We start from the raw sequence: 15,527 nt of genomic DNA on the forward strand, positions 1-15,527 counted from the left end.
CTGCGTTTCATTTCTTGCTGTTGCGTCGAATTGGCCCTACAATAAACCCGAGCACCAGCCGTCCGCAGCGCAGCGCGCACGGCGGCAAGTGCGAGCCGGACATCGTGTCGTTTCTCACAGGAGCAGCCATGAACCACCTTGACGTGCGCGCCAGCCGATTGATGCAATGGTGCGGCTGCGCGCTGCTGGCCGCCGCGCTGTGTGCGCCGGCCGCGGCGCAGGCCCCGGCCGCCGGTAAGAGCGACGCGCTGTACATGTACCGCGGCGCCGACCGCGATGCACGCCTCGTGGAGAGGGCAAAGCAGGAAGGCAGCGTCGTCGTCTACACGTCGCTGGCGACGCGCGAATCGACCCCGCTGGCGCAGGCGTTCGAGAAAAAATACGGCATCAAGGTCGAGCTGTGGCGCACCACCAGCGACAAGGTCGTGCAGCGCGCGGTGACCGAAGGCCAGGCGCGCCGCTACTCGGTCGACGTCCTCGAGACCAACGGTCCGGAGATGGAGATGCTGGCGCGCGAAAAGCTGCTCGCCGAGTTCTACAGCCCGCACCTGGCCGACCTGCCGCCGAACGCGGTGGCGCCGAGCAGGCTGTGGGTCACCGACCGTCTGAATTTTTTCGTGGTCGCCTTCAACACCGCCAAGATCAAGCGCGAAGACATCCCGGCCCACTACGAAGGCTTCCTCGACCCGAAATGGAAGGGCCAGATCGGCATCGAGGCGACCGATTCGGAATGGATGGCCACCGTCATCAAGAAGCTCGGGCAGGAGCGCGGCATGACGCTGTTCGAGCGCCTGTCGGCGATGCGCCCGGACATCCGCAAGAGCCACATCCTGTTGACCGAAATGGTCGGCGCCGGCGAAGTGCCGGTGGCGCTGACGGTCTACAACTCCGAAGTCGAATCGCTCAAGCGGCGCGGCGGCCCGATCGACTGGGTCGCCGTCGAGCCGGTCATCGGACGCCCGCAAGGCATCGGCGTGGCCAGGAATGCGCCGCATCCGAACGCGGCGCTGCTGTTTGCCGATTTCGTCCTGTCGTCAGAAGGCCAGGAGTTGTTCAGCGCGATGGGGCGTGTGCCGTCCAGCCTGAAAGTCAAAAGCACCCTGAACCGCTTCGCCTACACGATGATCGATCCTGCCACCGTGCTCGACGAGAATGAAAAGTGGGAAGCGCTGTGGGACAAGCTGTTCCTGAAAAAATGACGGCGCCGCGGCGCCACCGGAAAGTGATCAGACAATGATGCATACAATGCCCCAAGATTGGCTCGGCCTCGTGCTGGTAGTGTTCGTGCTCGGCATGAAGCACGGCATGGACCCCGATCACCTGGCCACGATCGATGGCATGGCCCGCTTCAACGCGCTGACGCGGCCGCGCCTGTCGCGCTGGGCCGGCTTCCTGTTTTCCCTCGGCCACGGCCTGGTGGTCACACTGGTGGCAACCATTCTTGGCTATAGCGCCGCCGAATGGGTGGCGCCTGCCTGGCTCGAGCAGGCCGGCGCGTGGATCTCGATCGTCTTCCTGCTGGCGCTGGGCGGCGCCAACCTGCGCGCCGTCCTCAGCGCCGCGCCCGACCAGCCGGTCGCGCCGGTCGGGCTGAAGGGGCGCTTCCTGCGCCGCTTCGCCGAAGCGAGCCATCCGGTGGTGATCGCCGGCGTCGGCGCCGCGTTCGCCTTGTCGTTCGACACGATGAGCCTGACGGCGCTGTTTTCCGTCACCGCGTCGAAACTGGCCGGCGTGCTGTTCTCGATCGGCCTCGGGGTGCTGTTCATGCTCGGCATGATGCTGACGGACGGCGTCAACGGCTTCTGGGTGGCGCGGCTATTGCGCAAGACGAACCGCCGCGCGCTGATCGCCTCGCGCGTGATGGGATTGTCGATTGCGTTCCTCAGCCTGGCCATTGCGGCGCTCGGCATGGCCAAGTATTTTGCGCCGGCCCTGAGCGCAATGATCCAGGGCGCCGGCTTGCTGATGGGCGGCGGCCTGGTGGCGATCGTGCTTGCCAGCTTCGTCCTGGCGATGCGGCTGTCGCAGCCGGTGCGGGCAGCGTAAAAGGTGTACCGAACTTGAGTTTCTCCTGCGGCATTGCTAGACTTCGTTCTACATAACGGAAAGAGGAACGAAAAATGGAACGCAAGACCAAGCCAGCGGCAGAGAAGACCCGATTGTCGTCGGTCGCCAACGCGATCCGCCTGATCAAGACGTTCTCCGACGAGGATTATGAGATCGGCATCAGTGAGCTGGGCAAGCGGCTGAAGCTGCCGAAGAGCACCGTGCACCGCCTGGCCAGTACGCTGGTCGATGCCGGCATGCTCGAGCAGAGCGAGGAGAACGGCCGCTACCGCCTCGGGCTGGTGGTGTTCGAACTCGGTTCGCTGGTGCGCCGCAAGATGGATTTTTACAGCGAGGCCAAGCCGGTCCTGATGGCCTTGCGCGACAAGACCGAGGAGTCGGTGCACCTGGCGATCCTGGTCAACAGCAGCATCATGTACATCAACAGCCTCGAGACCAAGAAGGCGATCCGCATGCGGCTGGAAGTGGGGGTGCGCAAGCCGGCCCATTCGACCGCGGCCGGCAAGGCGATCCTGGCGTTCCAGCCGGCCGATGTGTTGGCGCGGGTGCTGGCCGAGGGCTTGAACGAACATACCGCGAACACCATCGTCGACGCGGAGGAGTTCAAGCGCGAACTGGCGCTGATCCGCACGCGCGGCTTCGCCACCGCGGACGAGGAAAACGAAGTGGGCGTGCGCAGCGTCGCCGCGCCGGTGCGCGACCACAGCGGCAATGTGATCGCCGCGATCAGCATCGCCGGGCCGGTGCAGCGCCTGACCAAGAAAGTGATGGCCGCGTTTGCGCCGGATGTGGTCAGCGCGGCCGAATCGGTATCGACGCGCCTGGGCTACCACCCGCTGCGTTCGGCGCGGGCCCACCGGCTGGCATAGCAGGCCGTTCGACGGTCGTTTGCCGGTGGTGGGTACGCTGTACGAAGTTGGATAACCTTAACCATTGGAGACGATCATCGTTGCCACGTTCAATATCGCGCTCGCCGACGGCGGGGCGCAGTTCCCCTGCGCCGCCGACGACACCATCCTGCGCGCCGCGTTGCGCGCCGGGGTCGGCCTGCCTTACGAATGCAATGCCGGCGGCTGCGGCACCTGCAAGATCGAGCTGGTGGCCGGCGATGTGGCGTCGAACTGGCCTGGCGCGCCGGCGCTCGGCGAACGCGATGTGGCGCGCAGGCGCGTGCTCGGCTGCCAGTCGCGCCCGCTGTCCGACTGCACCGTCAAGGCGCGCGCCGGCGCCCAGTATGCCCAGGCGAGCGTGCCGCGCCGCGTGCGCGCCACGCTGGCGGCGAGCCGCGAGCTGACCCACGACCTGCGCGAATTTCGCTTCGCGCTGCCCGAACCGATCGACTTCAAGCCGGGCCAGTATGCTTTGCTGTACCTGCCGGGGGTGGACGGCCCGCGCGCCTATTCGATGTCCGACATCGCGCAGGGACAGTCGAGCTGGGATTTCCTGATCAAGCGCAGCGCCGGCGGCGCCGCCACGTCGGTGCTGTTTGACAGCTTGCGCAAAGGCGACGAAGTCACCATCGACGGTCCTTACGGCATGGCCTACCTGCGTACCGACGTCGACCGCGACATCGTCTGCATTGCCGGCGGCTCGGGCCTGGCGCCGGTGGTCTCGATCGCCCGCGGCGTCGCCGCCAATCCGGCGATGGACGGCATCAAGGTGCACCTGTTTTACGGCGGGCGCGGCGTGCGCGACATCTGCGGCGAAGACATGCTGCGCGCCTTGCCCGGTTTCGGCCAGCGCTTCCACTTCCATCCGATCATTTCCACGCCCGACGAGGCCGACCAGAAATCGTGGCGCGGCAGGTTCGGCTTCGTCCACCAGCTGGCGCTCGAAACGATCGGCGTGGCGATGGCGTCGCACGAAATCTATTTCGCCGGCCCGCCGCCGATGGCGCAGGCGGTGCAGCGCATGCTGTTCGAGGAAAAGGTGCCTGGCGCGCAGGTGCACTTCGACGCTTTCTATTAATTCACCGATGTGGAGTGAGCACGTGTCAAAACTACGATTAAGCCTGGGCTGCTGGAACTATGACCGCACCCGCAGCCTGCTAGAGGGCCGCATCCAGCCCGACGGCATCGACCTGAACTACCTGAACATGCCGGTCGAGGAGACGTTTTTCCGCATGCTGCGCAACCGCGAATTCGACGTCGCCGAGATGTCGCTGTCGTCGTACACGGTGTCGCTGTTCAAGGACAGCCCGTTCATCGCCATTCCGGTGTTCCCGTCGCGCTTCTTCCGCCACTCCTGCATCTATGTAAACAAGGACAGCGGCATCCGCGAGCCGAAAGACCTGATCGGCAAGCGCATCGGCAATCCCGAATACCAGATGACGGCGCCGGTGTGGATCCGCGGCGTCCTGCAGGACGAGTACCAGGTGCCGGTCGACAGCGTCACCTATTTCACCGGCGGCGAGGAGGAGCCGAACCGCTCCGAAAAGCTCAAGCTCGACCTGCCGTCGAACATCCGGCTCGAACGGATCGGCCCGACCCAGACCTTGTCGGCCATGCTCGCCAGCGGCGAAATCGACGCGCTGTACACCGCGCGCATGCCGTCGTCGTTCCACGGCAGCGACAAGGTGCGGCGCCTGTTCGACGATTTCGTCCCGGTCGAGCAGGATTACTTCCGCCGCACGCAGATCTTCCCGATCATGCACACGGTGGTTATCCGCCGCGACGTCTACGAAAAAAACCGCTGGGTCGCGCAATCGCTGTACAAGGCGTTTTGCCAGGCGCAGCAGGAAACCTACCAGGACCTGTACGAGACCGCCGCGCTGAAAGCGATGCTGCCGTGGCTGACCGCACACGTCGAGGAGGCGCGGCGCGAGATGGGCGACGACTTCTGGCCCTACGGCTTCGAGAAGAACGTCGCCACGCTGTCGACCTTCCTGCGCTACTCGTACGAACAGGGGCTGTCGAAGCATTTGCTGACGCCGGCCCAGCTGTTCGCCCCCGAAACACTCGAATCATTCAAGATCTGACGACATGGACAACAGCGACGAGCAGCAGGGCAAGCGCGGCCACAGCCTGGGCGACCACCAGTATGGCCAGGACTTCAATCATGTTCACGACGACGGCGACGACGCCGATCATGACCACGACGACTTCGGCGGCGCCGACGGCGATCTCGAAAACAACCCGGTGTGGCAGCAGGACCATGTGGCGCTGGTCAGCGTCGGTATCGACATCGGCTCGTCCGGCACCCAGGTCATTTTCTCGCGCATCAAGCTGCGCCGCATGGGCGAGGAGCTGTCGAGCCGCTACGTCGTGGTCGAGCGCGAGACGCTGTTCCAGTCGCCGGTGGCGCTGACGCCTTACCAGAGCGAGACGCGGATCGACGAGGCGGCGCTCGGCGCCATCATCGACCAGGCCTACGCCGGCGCCGGCATGCACCCGGACGACATCGACACCGGCGCCGTGATCCTGACCGGCGAAGCGCTGCGGCGCGAGAACGCGCAGGCGATTGCGGCGGTGCTGGCCGAGCAGGGCGGCGAATTCGTCTGCGCCACTGCCGGCCACCACATGGAGTCGATGCTGGCGGCGTACGGCTCGGGCGCGGCGCGCGTCTCGCACGACATCGGCCAGCGCGTCCTGAACATCGACATCGGCGGCGGCACCACCAAGCTGGCGCTGGTCGAAGCGGGCAAGGTAAAGGGCACCGCGGCGCTGCACATCGGCGGTCGCCTGATGGTGGTCGACGCCGACGGCCGCATCGTCCGGCTCGACCCTGCCGGCCAGTATCACGCGCAGCAGGCCGGGTTCGACTGGCAGCTGGGCGCCAGCGTCACGCGCGCGCAGATGGCGGCGGTGGCGGACTGGATGGCCGGCGCCCTGCTGCAGGCGCTGGCGCCACGCGCGGCCGACGCGGTTGAGAGGCTGTACCTGACTGACCCGCTGGCAGACACCGGCGGCGTCAAGGGCGTGATGTTCTCCGGCGGCGTGGCCGAATACGTGTACGCGCGCGAAAAGCGCGACTTCGGCGACATGGGCCAGCTGCTCGGCCAGGCGCTGCGGCGCCGTCTCGACGCCGGCGCACTGGCGTGGCCGGTGCTCGACGCCGGCGAGTGCATCCGCGCCACCGCGCTGGGCGCATCCGAATATTCGGTTCAGCTGAGCGGCAATACGACCTATATCTCCAGCCCCGGGCGCCTGCTGCCGCGCCGTAACCTGCAGGTGCTGCAGCCGGAGTTCCGCTGCGGCGCCGAGATCGACGCCGACGCGCTGGCGCAGGCGATACGCGGGCACTTCAAGGCCTTCGACCTGGTCGAAGGCGAGGCCGAGGTGGCGCTGGCGTTCCGCTGGAGCGGGCCGCCGTCGTACGTGCGCCTGGCCGCCTTCGCCGCCGGCATCGTCAAGGCGATGGCGAGCACGCTGGCGCAGCAAAAGCCGCTGTACCTGATCCTCGACGGCGACCTCGCGCACACGCTGGGCAACCTGCTGCGCGAAGAGATGGACGTCGTCAGCGAGATCCTGGTGATCGACGGCGTGGTGCTGTGGGACTTCGACTACATCGACCTCGGGCGCATCCGCATGCCGTCGCAGACGGTGCCGGTGACGGTGAAGTCGCTGGTGTTCAGCCAGGATCCGCGCACCGCCGCCGGCAAGGTGCGCGACGACCTGAAATACCGTCCTCACGTGCGATCGCGCAGCGTCGCCCATGCGCACGCCCATAGCCACGGCCACGGGCCGGGACAGCATACTCACGACCGCGGACAAGACCATGAACACTGATGCGCAGCCAGGCCAGTTCGCCGCACAAAAGCAGATGCTGGCCGATGCCATCCTGATGCTGGAGCGGGCGCAGGTGATCGACTTCAACGGCCACTTCAGCTGGCGCGTGCCGGGCCGCGACTGCATGCTGATTAATTCGGGCCGCTCGGTGCGCAGCGCGCTGACGGCCGCCGACATCGTCCTGATCGACTTCGACGGCAACCTGGTCGACGGCGCCGACGTGCCGCCGATGGAGTTTCACATCCATTCCGAAATCTACCGGCGCCGCGCCGACGTCAACGCGGTGGTGCACACCCACCCGCTCTGGTCGACGCTGTTCAGCATGGCCGGCGTGCCGGTGCAGCCGGTGATCATGCAGGCCGCGGTGCTGGGGCCGATCCGCGTGTTCGACAAGACCGCGTCGATCAACCGCCGCGAGCTTGGCGCCGAACTGGCCGAGGCGCTCGGCGACGGCCGCGTCATCATGCTCAAGTCGCACGGTTCGGTGGCCGTGGCCGACGACATCGTCGGCGCGTTCGTGCTGGCCGTGTATCTCGAAGAGACCGCGCAGCGCCAGCACCTCGCCGCGCAGCTGGGGCCAGTGACGGTGCTCTCGGGCGAGCAGGTCGACAGCATCGCGCGCAACCTGTGGAAGCCGAACCTGCTGCGCAAGGTGTGGGACTACCACCTCGGCAAGTTGCAGCGCTGATGGGGCGCGCGCGCGGCAGATTCGTGGCTGGGAAGGGTGTGCAAAACGTTCGCTGCTAGCTCTGCGCGAAACCTTACCGCGGTCCGTGCGCACATTTACCCAGGATTGTGAAAAAAAAAGCGATTGTTGTTGACATCAAATCCACACATGGGTAAATTCAATTCATCAAATTTCGGACCGATGGTCCACATAGCAGAACGACGATAAAGGCGCTGAAAAGCGGCCGAATGCCCGCGCAGACGGGCCCATATAAAACTACGAGGAGACGCTTCGACATGGAAGCTATTGCACCGGGACGCGGAATGCCTGCAGTGTCGCCCAAGGGCTGGCGCAACGTCGATTTGAAATGGGTGGTGATTGGGGTCAGCGTACTGGTGGTCGCCTACCTCGCGCTGATGCCGCTGTTCTTCCTGCTGTGGCAGAGCTTCTTCACGCCGCGCACCGCCACCAAGGCCGCCACTTTCACTTTCAGTAACTACACCAGCGCCTACACGAGCGTCGAGACGCTCAAGTTGCTGTTCAGCTCCGTCACGTTCGCCAGCGGCACCGCGATCTTCGCTTTCCTGGTCGGCACTGTGCTGGCATGGATGAACGAGCGCACCAACACGCCGTTCAAGTCGCTGTTCTTCGCGCTGTCGATCATCCCGCTGATCATTCCCGGCATCCTGTTTACGGTGGCGTGGATCCTGCTGGCGAGCCCGAAGATCGGCATTCTGAACCTGCTGCTGCAAAGCTGGTTCAACACCGACTACGTTTTCTTCAACATCTACTCGATGGCCGGCATGATCTGGGTCGACGGCCTGCATTATTCGTCGATGGCGTTCTTGGTCATGAGCGCGGCGTTCCGTTCGATGGACCCGTCGCTGGAGGAGTCGGCCATGATGAGCGGCGCCAGCGTGCCGCAGATCGCCTGGCATATCACGCTCAAGCTGACCTGGCCGGCGATCGCCGCGACCTTGCTGATCCTGTTCGTGCGCGCCATCGAATCGTTCGAAGTGCCGGCGCTGCTTGGCCTGCCGGTCGGCATCCAGGTATTCACGTCGTCGATTTACCAGGCCATCCACGCCTATCCGAGCAAGATCGGCCTGGCCTCGTCGTATGCCGTCACGCTGCTGCTGATCACCGCGGTCGGCATCTACTTTCAGTCCAAGCTGTCGAGCCAGGGCAGCAAATACTCGACCGTCACCGGCAAGGGCTTCCGGCCGCGCGCCATGGACCTTGGCCGCTGGCGCTACCTGACGGCGGCGGTGTTCCTGCTGTACTTCTCGTTCATCGTCATCCTGCCGTTCCTGGTGCTGGTGTGGTCGTCGCTGCAAAAATTCTACAGCGTGCCGTCGATGGCGGCCATGCAGAACCTGACCTTCGATGCCTACCGCTTCATCATCAACTATCCGACCCTGATCAACGCGGTCCTCAACAGCCTGATGCTGGCGGTCGGCTGCGCCACCGTGGTGATGCTGCTGACGTCGGTGATCTGCTGGATCGTCGTCAAGACCAAGATACCGGGACGCCATCTGCTCGACAGCCTGGCCTCGCTGCCGATGGTGTTCCCCGGCCTGGTGCTGGGCCTGGCGCTGATGATCTTCTATCTGTATTTCGACATCGGCGTCTACGGCACCATGTGGATCATGTTCATCGCTTACGTCACCCGCTTCATGCCGTACGGCCTGCGCTACAACACGACGTCGATGCTGCAGATTCACAAGGAGCTCGAGGAGTCGGCGGCGATGAGCGGGGCGTCGTGGGGCACGACGTTCCAGCGCATCGTGCTGCCGCTGCTCAAGCCAGGCCTGATCGCCGGCTGGATCTACATCGTCATCGTCTCGATTCGCGAGCTGTCGACCTCGATCCTGCTCTACAGCCCGGGCACCGAAGTGATCTCGGTACTGATCTGGGAGCTGTGGGAGAACGGCCAGTATGTCGAACTGTCGGCGCTTGGCGTGATGTTCATCGTCGCCCTGTTCATGCTGGTGATGCTGGCGCAGTGGGTCGGCAGGAAATTCGGCGTCAAAGAAACCTGATCATCTATCTAGCCAGGAGAAACCCATGTTGAATGTGAATGCGCTGTACACCGAATACCCGAACGACAAGGGCGCCATCGTCAAGGCCGCCCAGGACGTTTCGTTCTCGGTCCCGGAAGGGAAGCTGTTTACGCTGCTCGGGCCTTCCGGCTGCGGCAAGACCACCACGCTGCGATCGATCGCGGGACTGGAGCGGCCCAACGCCGGCGACATCACCGTCGATGGCGAGGCGGTGTATTCTGCCGGCCGCGGCATCTTCGTCGCACCCAACAAGCGCAATTTCGGCATGGTGTTCCAGTCGTACGCGATCTGGCCGCACATGAACGTCTTCAAGAATGTCGCGTTTCCGCTCGAAGTCGGGCGCGCCAAGTTTAGCAAGGCGCAGATCGAAGAAAAGGTGCTGCGCGTCCTGACCGCGGTGGGCCTCGACCACGTCGCCGAGCGTGAGGCGACCAAGATGTCGGGCGGCCAGCAGCAGCGGCTGGCGCTGGCGCGCGCGCTGGTGATGGAGCCGAAGCTGCTGCTGCTCGACGAGCCGCTGTCGAACCTCGATGCCAAGCTGCGCGAGCGCATGCGCTTCGAATTGAAGCGGATGCAGCGCGAGCTTGGCCTGACCACCATCTACGTCACCCACGACCAGAGCGAGGCGCTGGCGCTGTCGCACGAGATCGCGGTGATGAACGCCGGCCGCATCGTGCAGATCGGCTCGCCGCGCGAGATCTACGAGCGACCGCGCAACCGCTTCGTCGCCGATTTCGTCGGCCTGACCAACTTCCTCGACGCCACCGTCGACCTGCCCGACGGCGACAACGACGGCTACCGCGTCCATTCGAGCATCGGTCCGCTCGCGGTCAGCTCGATGGATCCGTATGCGCGCGGCGCGGCGGTGGTCATCTCGGTGCGGCCGGAAGACATCGAGCTGCACCTGCAGCGCCCGGAAGGCGTCAACGTCGTCGAAGCGAAGGTCGACCTGAAGGTGTTTCTCGGCGAGTACCTCGATTATCAGGTGCTGGTCGGCGATCAGCGCCTGCTGGCGCGCGCCCATCCGTCGTTCAAGGCAGCGGTAGGCGAGAGCGTGTTCCTGCGCATGAGCCCGGAAAAATGCATCACGATCCAGGACAATACCAATTACCGAAAGGCGGCGTGAGATGGCGACCGAAGAGCTTTACCATAGCAAGAAAGACCGCATATTCGTGCGCGCCATCGCCGGCGCCTACAACCTGAAGGACGAAATGGCGCGCCTGCGCGCCATGCCGCGCGTGCGCCGCGCCAGCGAGATCCCGTTTGTCGACGGCCCGCAGGCCTACAGCCGCCATTACGTCGAGCCGAAGGACGGCATCACCCAGACCTTCCACCTGCACCTGGAGGAGTACGGCCCGGGCGGACGCTCGCAAAAGCACGGCCACGTCAACGAGGCGGCGTTCTACATTCTCGACGGCGACGGCTACGAGATCCATGACGGCATCCGCTACGACTGGTCCGCCGGCGACGTCGCCATTGTCCACAACAACTGCGTGCACCAGCACTTCAATGCCTCGTCGACCAAGCCGGCGCGCGCGCTGGTGATCAAGACCAAGCCGATGTACCTGTTCATGAACATGCTGTTCCAGTACCAGGTCGAGCCGCGCTCGCCCGACCCGGCGCCGGGCGGCGAGAACTTCCAGGTGCGCGAAGCCGAGATCAATTTCAACCACGCCGATCCGGCGTGACATCCACATCGAACAATTGAGGGGAAATTCAAGATGGCATGGGGCGAATCAAAGACCTGGCTGACAGGCAGCGACAACCAGGCGCTGTACCAGGCATTGCTGGACGACTCCGAAGCGGCGCCGGTGCGCAATTCGAAGCGCAAGAAAGTGGTGCATCCGAGCGACATGCCGTGGGAGCTGTCGCGCCAGGGCATTCTCAAGCACCTGCTCAACGAGCAGATGAACACCCGCATGGAGTCTGTCGACGCCTACATGCAGCTGATCCCGCCGGGCAGCCGCTCGGGCAAGCACCGCCACCTGGCCGAGGAATGCGTCTACGTGCTCGAAGGGCGCGGCTACGACCTCCACCAGGACTGCGATGTCGAGATCACCGATACCTACCACTGGACGCCGCAGGACGAGGTCAAGCGCTACGAATGGGAAGCGGGCGACGTGATCTACATTCCGCCGAATACCATCCACCAGCATTTCAACGCCGACCCGGCGCGGCCGGTGCGCCTGATCTCGGCGATCAACCGCATCTACCAGAAGTTCGGCCTGAACGACCTCGAACAGATCGAGGACGCTCCCGAGTACCGTCCCGGCGTCACGCTGACGGCCGCCATGGTGGCCGAAATGATGCAGAACAAGGCCTGAGCGGCGCAGCCGAATTTACCCAACAAGCGAGAAACTACGATGGCGAAAGATGCAATGGTATCGGCCGAAATGGCCAAGAAGTTCGAAACCGAAAAAGAGTCGCCTTACACGCGCTGGGTCGCCGCCGAAGGGCTCGACATCATCAGCGCCCATTACATACCGAGCCTGAACACGGTCGAGCTGAAGCCGTGGGCGCGGCGCGGCGGCGCCGGCGTGTTCATCAACCACGAAGCGTCGCGCACGTCGAACGACTGCTATGTGTGCGAAATCCCGCCGGCCAAGCAGCTCGAACCGCAACGCCAGCTGTTCGAGGAGATGATTTACGTGCTCAAGGGCCGCGGCTCGAGCACGGTGTGGAACGACGCCGGCCAGAAGGTCAGCTTCGAGTGGCAGGCCGGCTCGCTGTTCGCCATCCCGCTCAACGCCTGGTGCCAGCATTTCAACGGCTCCGGCAAGGATGCCGCGCGCTTCGTCGCCGTCACCAACGCGCCGCCGGTGATCAACCTGTACGAAGACCTCGACTTCGTTTTCAATACCGCGCACGACTTCAAGAACCGCTTCTCGGGCGAGCCTGACTACTTCGACAACAAGGGCGAGCAGAAAGGCCTGCTGCTGGAGACGAACTTCGTCGCCGACGCGGTCAACCTGCCGCTGATCAGCGCCAAGGAACGCGGCGCCGGCGGCGGCCACATTCGCTTCAACATGGCGAAGGGATCGATGAACAGCCATATCTCGCAGTTCCCGATCGGTACCTACAAGAAGGCGCACTGCCACGGACCCGGCGCCCACGTGATCATCCTGTCGGGCGAAGGCTACAGCCTGATGTGGCCTGAAGGGGAAGAACCGCGCCGCTACGAGTGGCAGGTCGGCTCGATGATCGTGCCGCCGAACCTGTGGTTCCACCAGCATTTCAATACCGGCTCGACGCCGGCGCGCTACCTGGCGTTCAAGCACGAAGTGGTGTCGATCCGTAATGCGCAGGGCGTGCCGAAAGCATGGATCAGCCAGCGCGTGGGCGGCGACCAGATCGACTACGCCGACGAAAGCCAGGTGGTGCGCACCACGTTCGCCGATGCGCTGGCCAAGCATGGCATGGCGCCGCGCATGGAAGAGGCTTACCAGGCCGAACTGGCCGACCTGCCGCCCAAGCCATAAGCGAGGCGGGCAGCCGATCAGCATCCAATTGGATGGGTAGTTCAATGCGATCCCGGCCGCAACGCCTGCGGCCGGGAAGATAGCTCGAGTGGTTGGCGCTGAGGTTCTCAAAACTAAAACATGAATCAGGAGACATAAATGCTGCAAAATCCAAAACTGACTGCGGTCGCGATTGCCGTCGCCGCCAGCCTGTGCGCGCCGCTGGCAGCGCAGGCCCAAAGCCACGTCACCGTCTACGGCAAGCTGTATCCGCAGCTGGTGCATGCCGACATCTCCGGCGCCACCGGCACCGGGGCCGCCGTCAGCCGCTTGTCGGCGACCCCGGTCGGCGGCGCCGACTACACCACCAACACGATGGACTCGCCCAATTCGCGGCTCGGCTTTCGCGGCTCGGAAGACCTGGGCAGTGGCCTGAAGGCGATCTTCCAGCTAGAAATGGGCTTCGGCGTCGACACCGGCCTCAATACGTCGTCCACCGCGCTGTTCAGCCGCGACACCTGGGTCGGCCTGCAAGGCGGCTTCGGCACCGTGCGCCTTGGCAGCATGGATACCGTGTACAAGAATCTCGGCGACACCCTCAGCTTCCTGGGTATATCGAGCGGCAACTTCATCTCCACAAGCAATATCCTGTCGAAGCCGGGCATCGGCTCCAGTTCGGCGGCCAGCTTTCACCTGCGCCGCGCCAACAGCATCATCTACGAGTCGCCGGAGTTCGGCGGCGCCCAGTTCCTGTTCGACTATTCGCTCGGCGAAGTGGCCAACGATTTCAGCCGCGGCGCAGTCATTTCCACCGGTGTCAAGTACGAAGCGGGCCCGCTCTACGCGGCCATTGCGTACGAGCGCCACAACGACCTGTTCGGCGGCTCGAAGAACGTGCCGAGCGCGCTGCGCAACGACACCAACCTGCTGGCCAATTCGCGCGACAGCGCGGTGCGCGCCACCGTGCAGTACAAGTTCGGCAAGCAGACGCGCGCCGAGGTCAACGTCGCTCAGTTGAAGTACGAGGAGACCGGCGGCGGCGTCGGCAAGTTCCGCAATTACGAGCACATGGCCTGGTCGCTTGCGGTCGAGCACAAGATCACGCCGGCCGTCACGCTGGTCGCTTCCTATGGCCTGGGCACCGACGGCACTTGCTCGATTACCGGCCAGGCCTGCAGCACCAACGGGCTCGAAGGCAAGATGTTCAACGTCGGCGCCGGGTACTACCTGTCCAAGCGCACCATGCTGTACGCGATCGGCTCGTACATGGGTAACGGCGTCTCGGCCACCTACAGCAACCTGAACGACGGCAAGCCGTTGCCAGGCCAGGACCTGAAGATCGTGGCGCTCGGCCTGAGCCACAGCTTCTGACGTAGCAGCTCTGCCTGGCGGCCGCCGGCCGCCGGGTGTTCGACCCTGATTTGCAGTTGTCACCTCATATGAAGGATGGACGCTATGCATTCGACGTGGGCACTGGTATTACGCAAGCTTGGCTTGGCGGCAGCGGCATGTCTGCTGATCGCGCCGCTGGCGCGCAGCGCGCCGGATCCGGCCGCCGCTGCCGGCGCACTCTACATGTACCAGGGCGCCGACCGCGACGCGAAGCTGGCAGCGGGCGCGCGCAAGGAAGGCATGGTGTCGATCTACACCTCGTTAAATCCCAAGGACGCGGCGCCGATTGTCGACGCGTTTGAAAAAAAATACGGCATCAAGGTGGTGCTGTGGCGCGCCAGCGGCGAAAAGATGGTGCAGCGCGCGCTGACCGAGTCGCGCGCCGGCCGCTTCACGCCCGACGTGTTCGAAAGCGACGGCGTCGAGATGGAGATCCTCGCGCGCGAAAAACTGCTGCGCGAATTCGCCAGCCCGTCGTTTGCCGAACTGCCGCCCGGCGCCTTCCCCGCGCATCGCCAGTACGTCGCCGACCGCTTTAACTTCTTTACCATCGCCTACAACACCAACCTGGTCAGGCCGGAGGACGTGCCCAACACCTACCAGGACCTGCTGCTGCCGCGCTGGGCCGGCAAGATCGGCATCGAGGCGAGCGACAGCGACTGGTTCGCCGCGCTGGTCAAGAGCATGGGCGAAAAGGAGGGCATGGCATATTTCCACAAGCTGGCGCAGGGGCGCCCGCAGGTGCGCACCGGCCACACCCTGATCTCGGAGCTGGTCGCCGCCGGCGAGATCCCGCTCGCCGCCGCCGTCTACAACCACGCCGTCGAGCGCCTCGCGCTGTCCGGCGCGCCGATCAAATGGAAGGCGCTGGCACCGACCATGGCGCGACCGGGCGCGATCGGCCTGGCGCGCAACGCGCCGCATCCGCACGCCGGGCTGCTGTTCGCCGACTTCATGCTCTCGCGCGAGGGCCAGGAGGCGATCAAGGCGCGCAACCGCGTGCCGGCCAGCAGCGCCGTCGACAGCACGCTCAACAAATTTCCATTCCAGATGATCGACCCTGCCATCGTCCTCGACGAGTCGGAGAAATGGGAGAAATCGTGGGCCGACCTGTTCTTGAACGGGAAAACGGTCAAGAAAACCGATTAAGCAT

At 64.6% G+C, this 15,527-nt stretch carries 14 protein-coding genes; all 14 read left to right on the forward strand.

The features are described 5' to 3' along the window. Positions 1-128 precede the first annotated feature (128 nt). Positions 129-1,199, forward strand: coding sequence for an ABC transporter substrate-binding protein (locus tag ACP7DD_RS01730; protein WP_426172957.1), 1,071 nt, complete (start codon positions 129-131; stop codon positions 1,197-1,199). A gap of 46 nt (positions 1,200-1,245) precedes the next feature. Continuing rightward, positions 1,246-2,046, forward strand: a complete 801-nt coding sequence (locus ACP7DD_RS01735) for a nickel transporter (protein ID WP_426172958.1) — start codon at positions 1,246-1,248, stop codon at positions 2,044-2,046. Between the two features lie 74 nt (positions 2,047-2,120). After that, entirely contained in the window at positions 2,121-2,936 is an 816-nt protein-coding gene (locus ACP7DD_RS01740) for an IclR family transcriptional regulator (RefSeq protein WP_426172959.1), read from the forward strand. Between the two features lie 64 nt (positions 2,937-3,000). Then, positions 3,001-4,035: a 2Fe-2S iron-sulfur cluster-binding protein gene (locus tag ACP7DD_RS01745; RefSeq protein WP_426172960.1), complete on the forward strand. Its 1,035-nt coding sequence runs from the start codon at positions 3,001-3,003 to the stop codon at positions 4,033-4,035. Positions 4,036-4,057: 22 nt separating this feature from the next. Beyond that, the gene (locus tag ACP7DD_RS01750; protein WP_426172961.1) at positions 4,058-5,044 is read left to right on the forward strand and encodes an ABC transporter substrate-binding protein; all 987 of its coding nucleotides are present in this window, start codon (positions 4,058-4,060) and stop codon (positions 5,042-5,044) included. A 4-nt stretch (positions 5,045-5,048) separates the two neighbouring features. Beyond that, positions 5,049-6,794, forward strand: coding sequence for an ethanolamine ammonia-lyase reactivating factor EutA (locus tag ACP7DD_RS01755; RefSeq protein WP_426172962.1), 1,746 nt, complete (start codon positions 5,049-5,051; stop codon positions 6,792-6,794). Then, positions 6,784-7,482, forward strand: coding sequence for a class II aldolase/adducin family protein (locus ACP7DD_RS01760; protein ID WP_426172963.1), 699 nt, complete (start codon positions 6,784-6,786; stop codon positions 7,480-7,482). The genes ACP7DD_RS01755 and ACP7DD_RS01760 overlap by 11 nt, the downstream gene beginning before the upstream one ends. A gap of 302 nt (positions 7,483-7,784) precedes the next feature. Then, the gene (locus ACP7DD_RS01765; RefSeq protein ID WP_426172964.1) at positions 7,785-9,503 is read left to right on the forward strand and encodes an ABC transporter permease; all 1,719 of its coding nucleotides are present in this window, start codon (positions 7,785-7,787) and stop codon (positions 9,501-9,503) included. A 25-nt stretch (positions 9,504-9,528) separates the two neighbouring features. Further along, on the forward strand, positions 9,529-10,650 hold the full coding sequence (locus ACP7DD_RS01770) for an ABC transporter ATP-binding protein (RefSeq protein ID WP_426172965.1): 1,122 nt from the start codon (positions 9,529-9,531) through the stop codon (positions 10,648-10,650). Position 10,651: 1 nt separating this feature from the next. Next, entirely contained in the window at positions 10,652-11,212 is a 561-nt protein-coding gene (locus tag ACP7DD_RS01775; protein ID WP_426172966.1) for a cupin domain-containing protein, read from the forward strand. Between the two features lie 33 nt (positions 11,213-11,245). Next, positions 11,246-11,848 (forward strand): cupin domain-containing protein, encoded by a 603-nt coding sequence (locus ACP7DD_RS01780; protein WP_426172967.1) that lies wholly within the window; start codon positions 11,246-11,248, stop codon positions 11,846-11,848. A 39-nt stretch (positions 11,849-11,887) separates the two neighbouring features. Further along, positions 11,888-13,003 (forward strand): ethanolamine ammonia lyase-activating protein, encoded by a 1,116-nt coding sequence (locus ACP7DD_RS01785; RefSeq protein ID WP_426172968.1) that lies wholly within the window; start codon positions 11,888-11,890, stop codon positions 13,001-13,003. 138 nt (positions 13,004-13,141) lie between these two features. Next, the gene (locus ACP7DD_RS01790; RefSeq protein WP_426172969.1) at positions 13,142-14,353 is read left to right on the forward strand and encodes a porin; all 1,212 of its coding nucleotides are present in this window, start codon (positions 13,142-13,144) and stop codon (positions 14,351-14,353) included. Between the two features lie 84 nt (positions 14,354-14,437). Next, the gene (locus ACP7DD_RS01795; protein WP_426172970.1) at positions 14,438-15,523 is read left to right on the forward strand and encodes an ABC transporter substrate-binding protein; all 1,086 of its coding nucleotides are present in this window, start codon (positions 14,438-14,440) and stop codon (positions 15,521-15,523) included. Positions 15,524-15,527: the final 4 nt, after the last annotated feature.

The organism is Massilia sp. TWR1-2-2, from assembly GCF_049897565.1.
Classification (GTDB): Bacteria; Pseudomonadota; Gammaproteobacteria; order Burkholderiales; family Burkholderiaceae_D; genus JAFCUW01.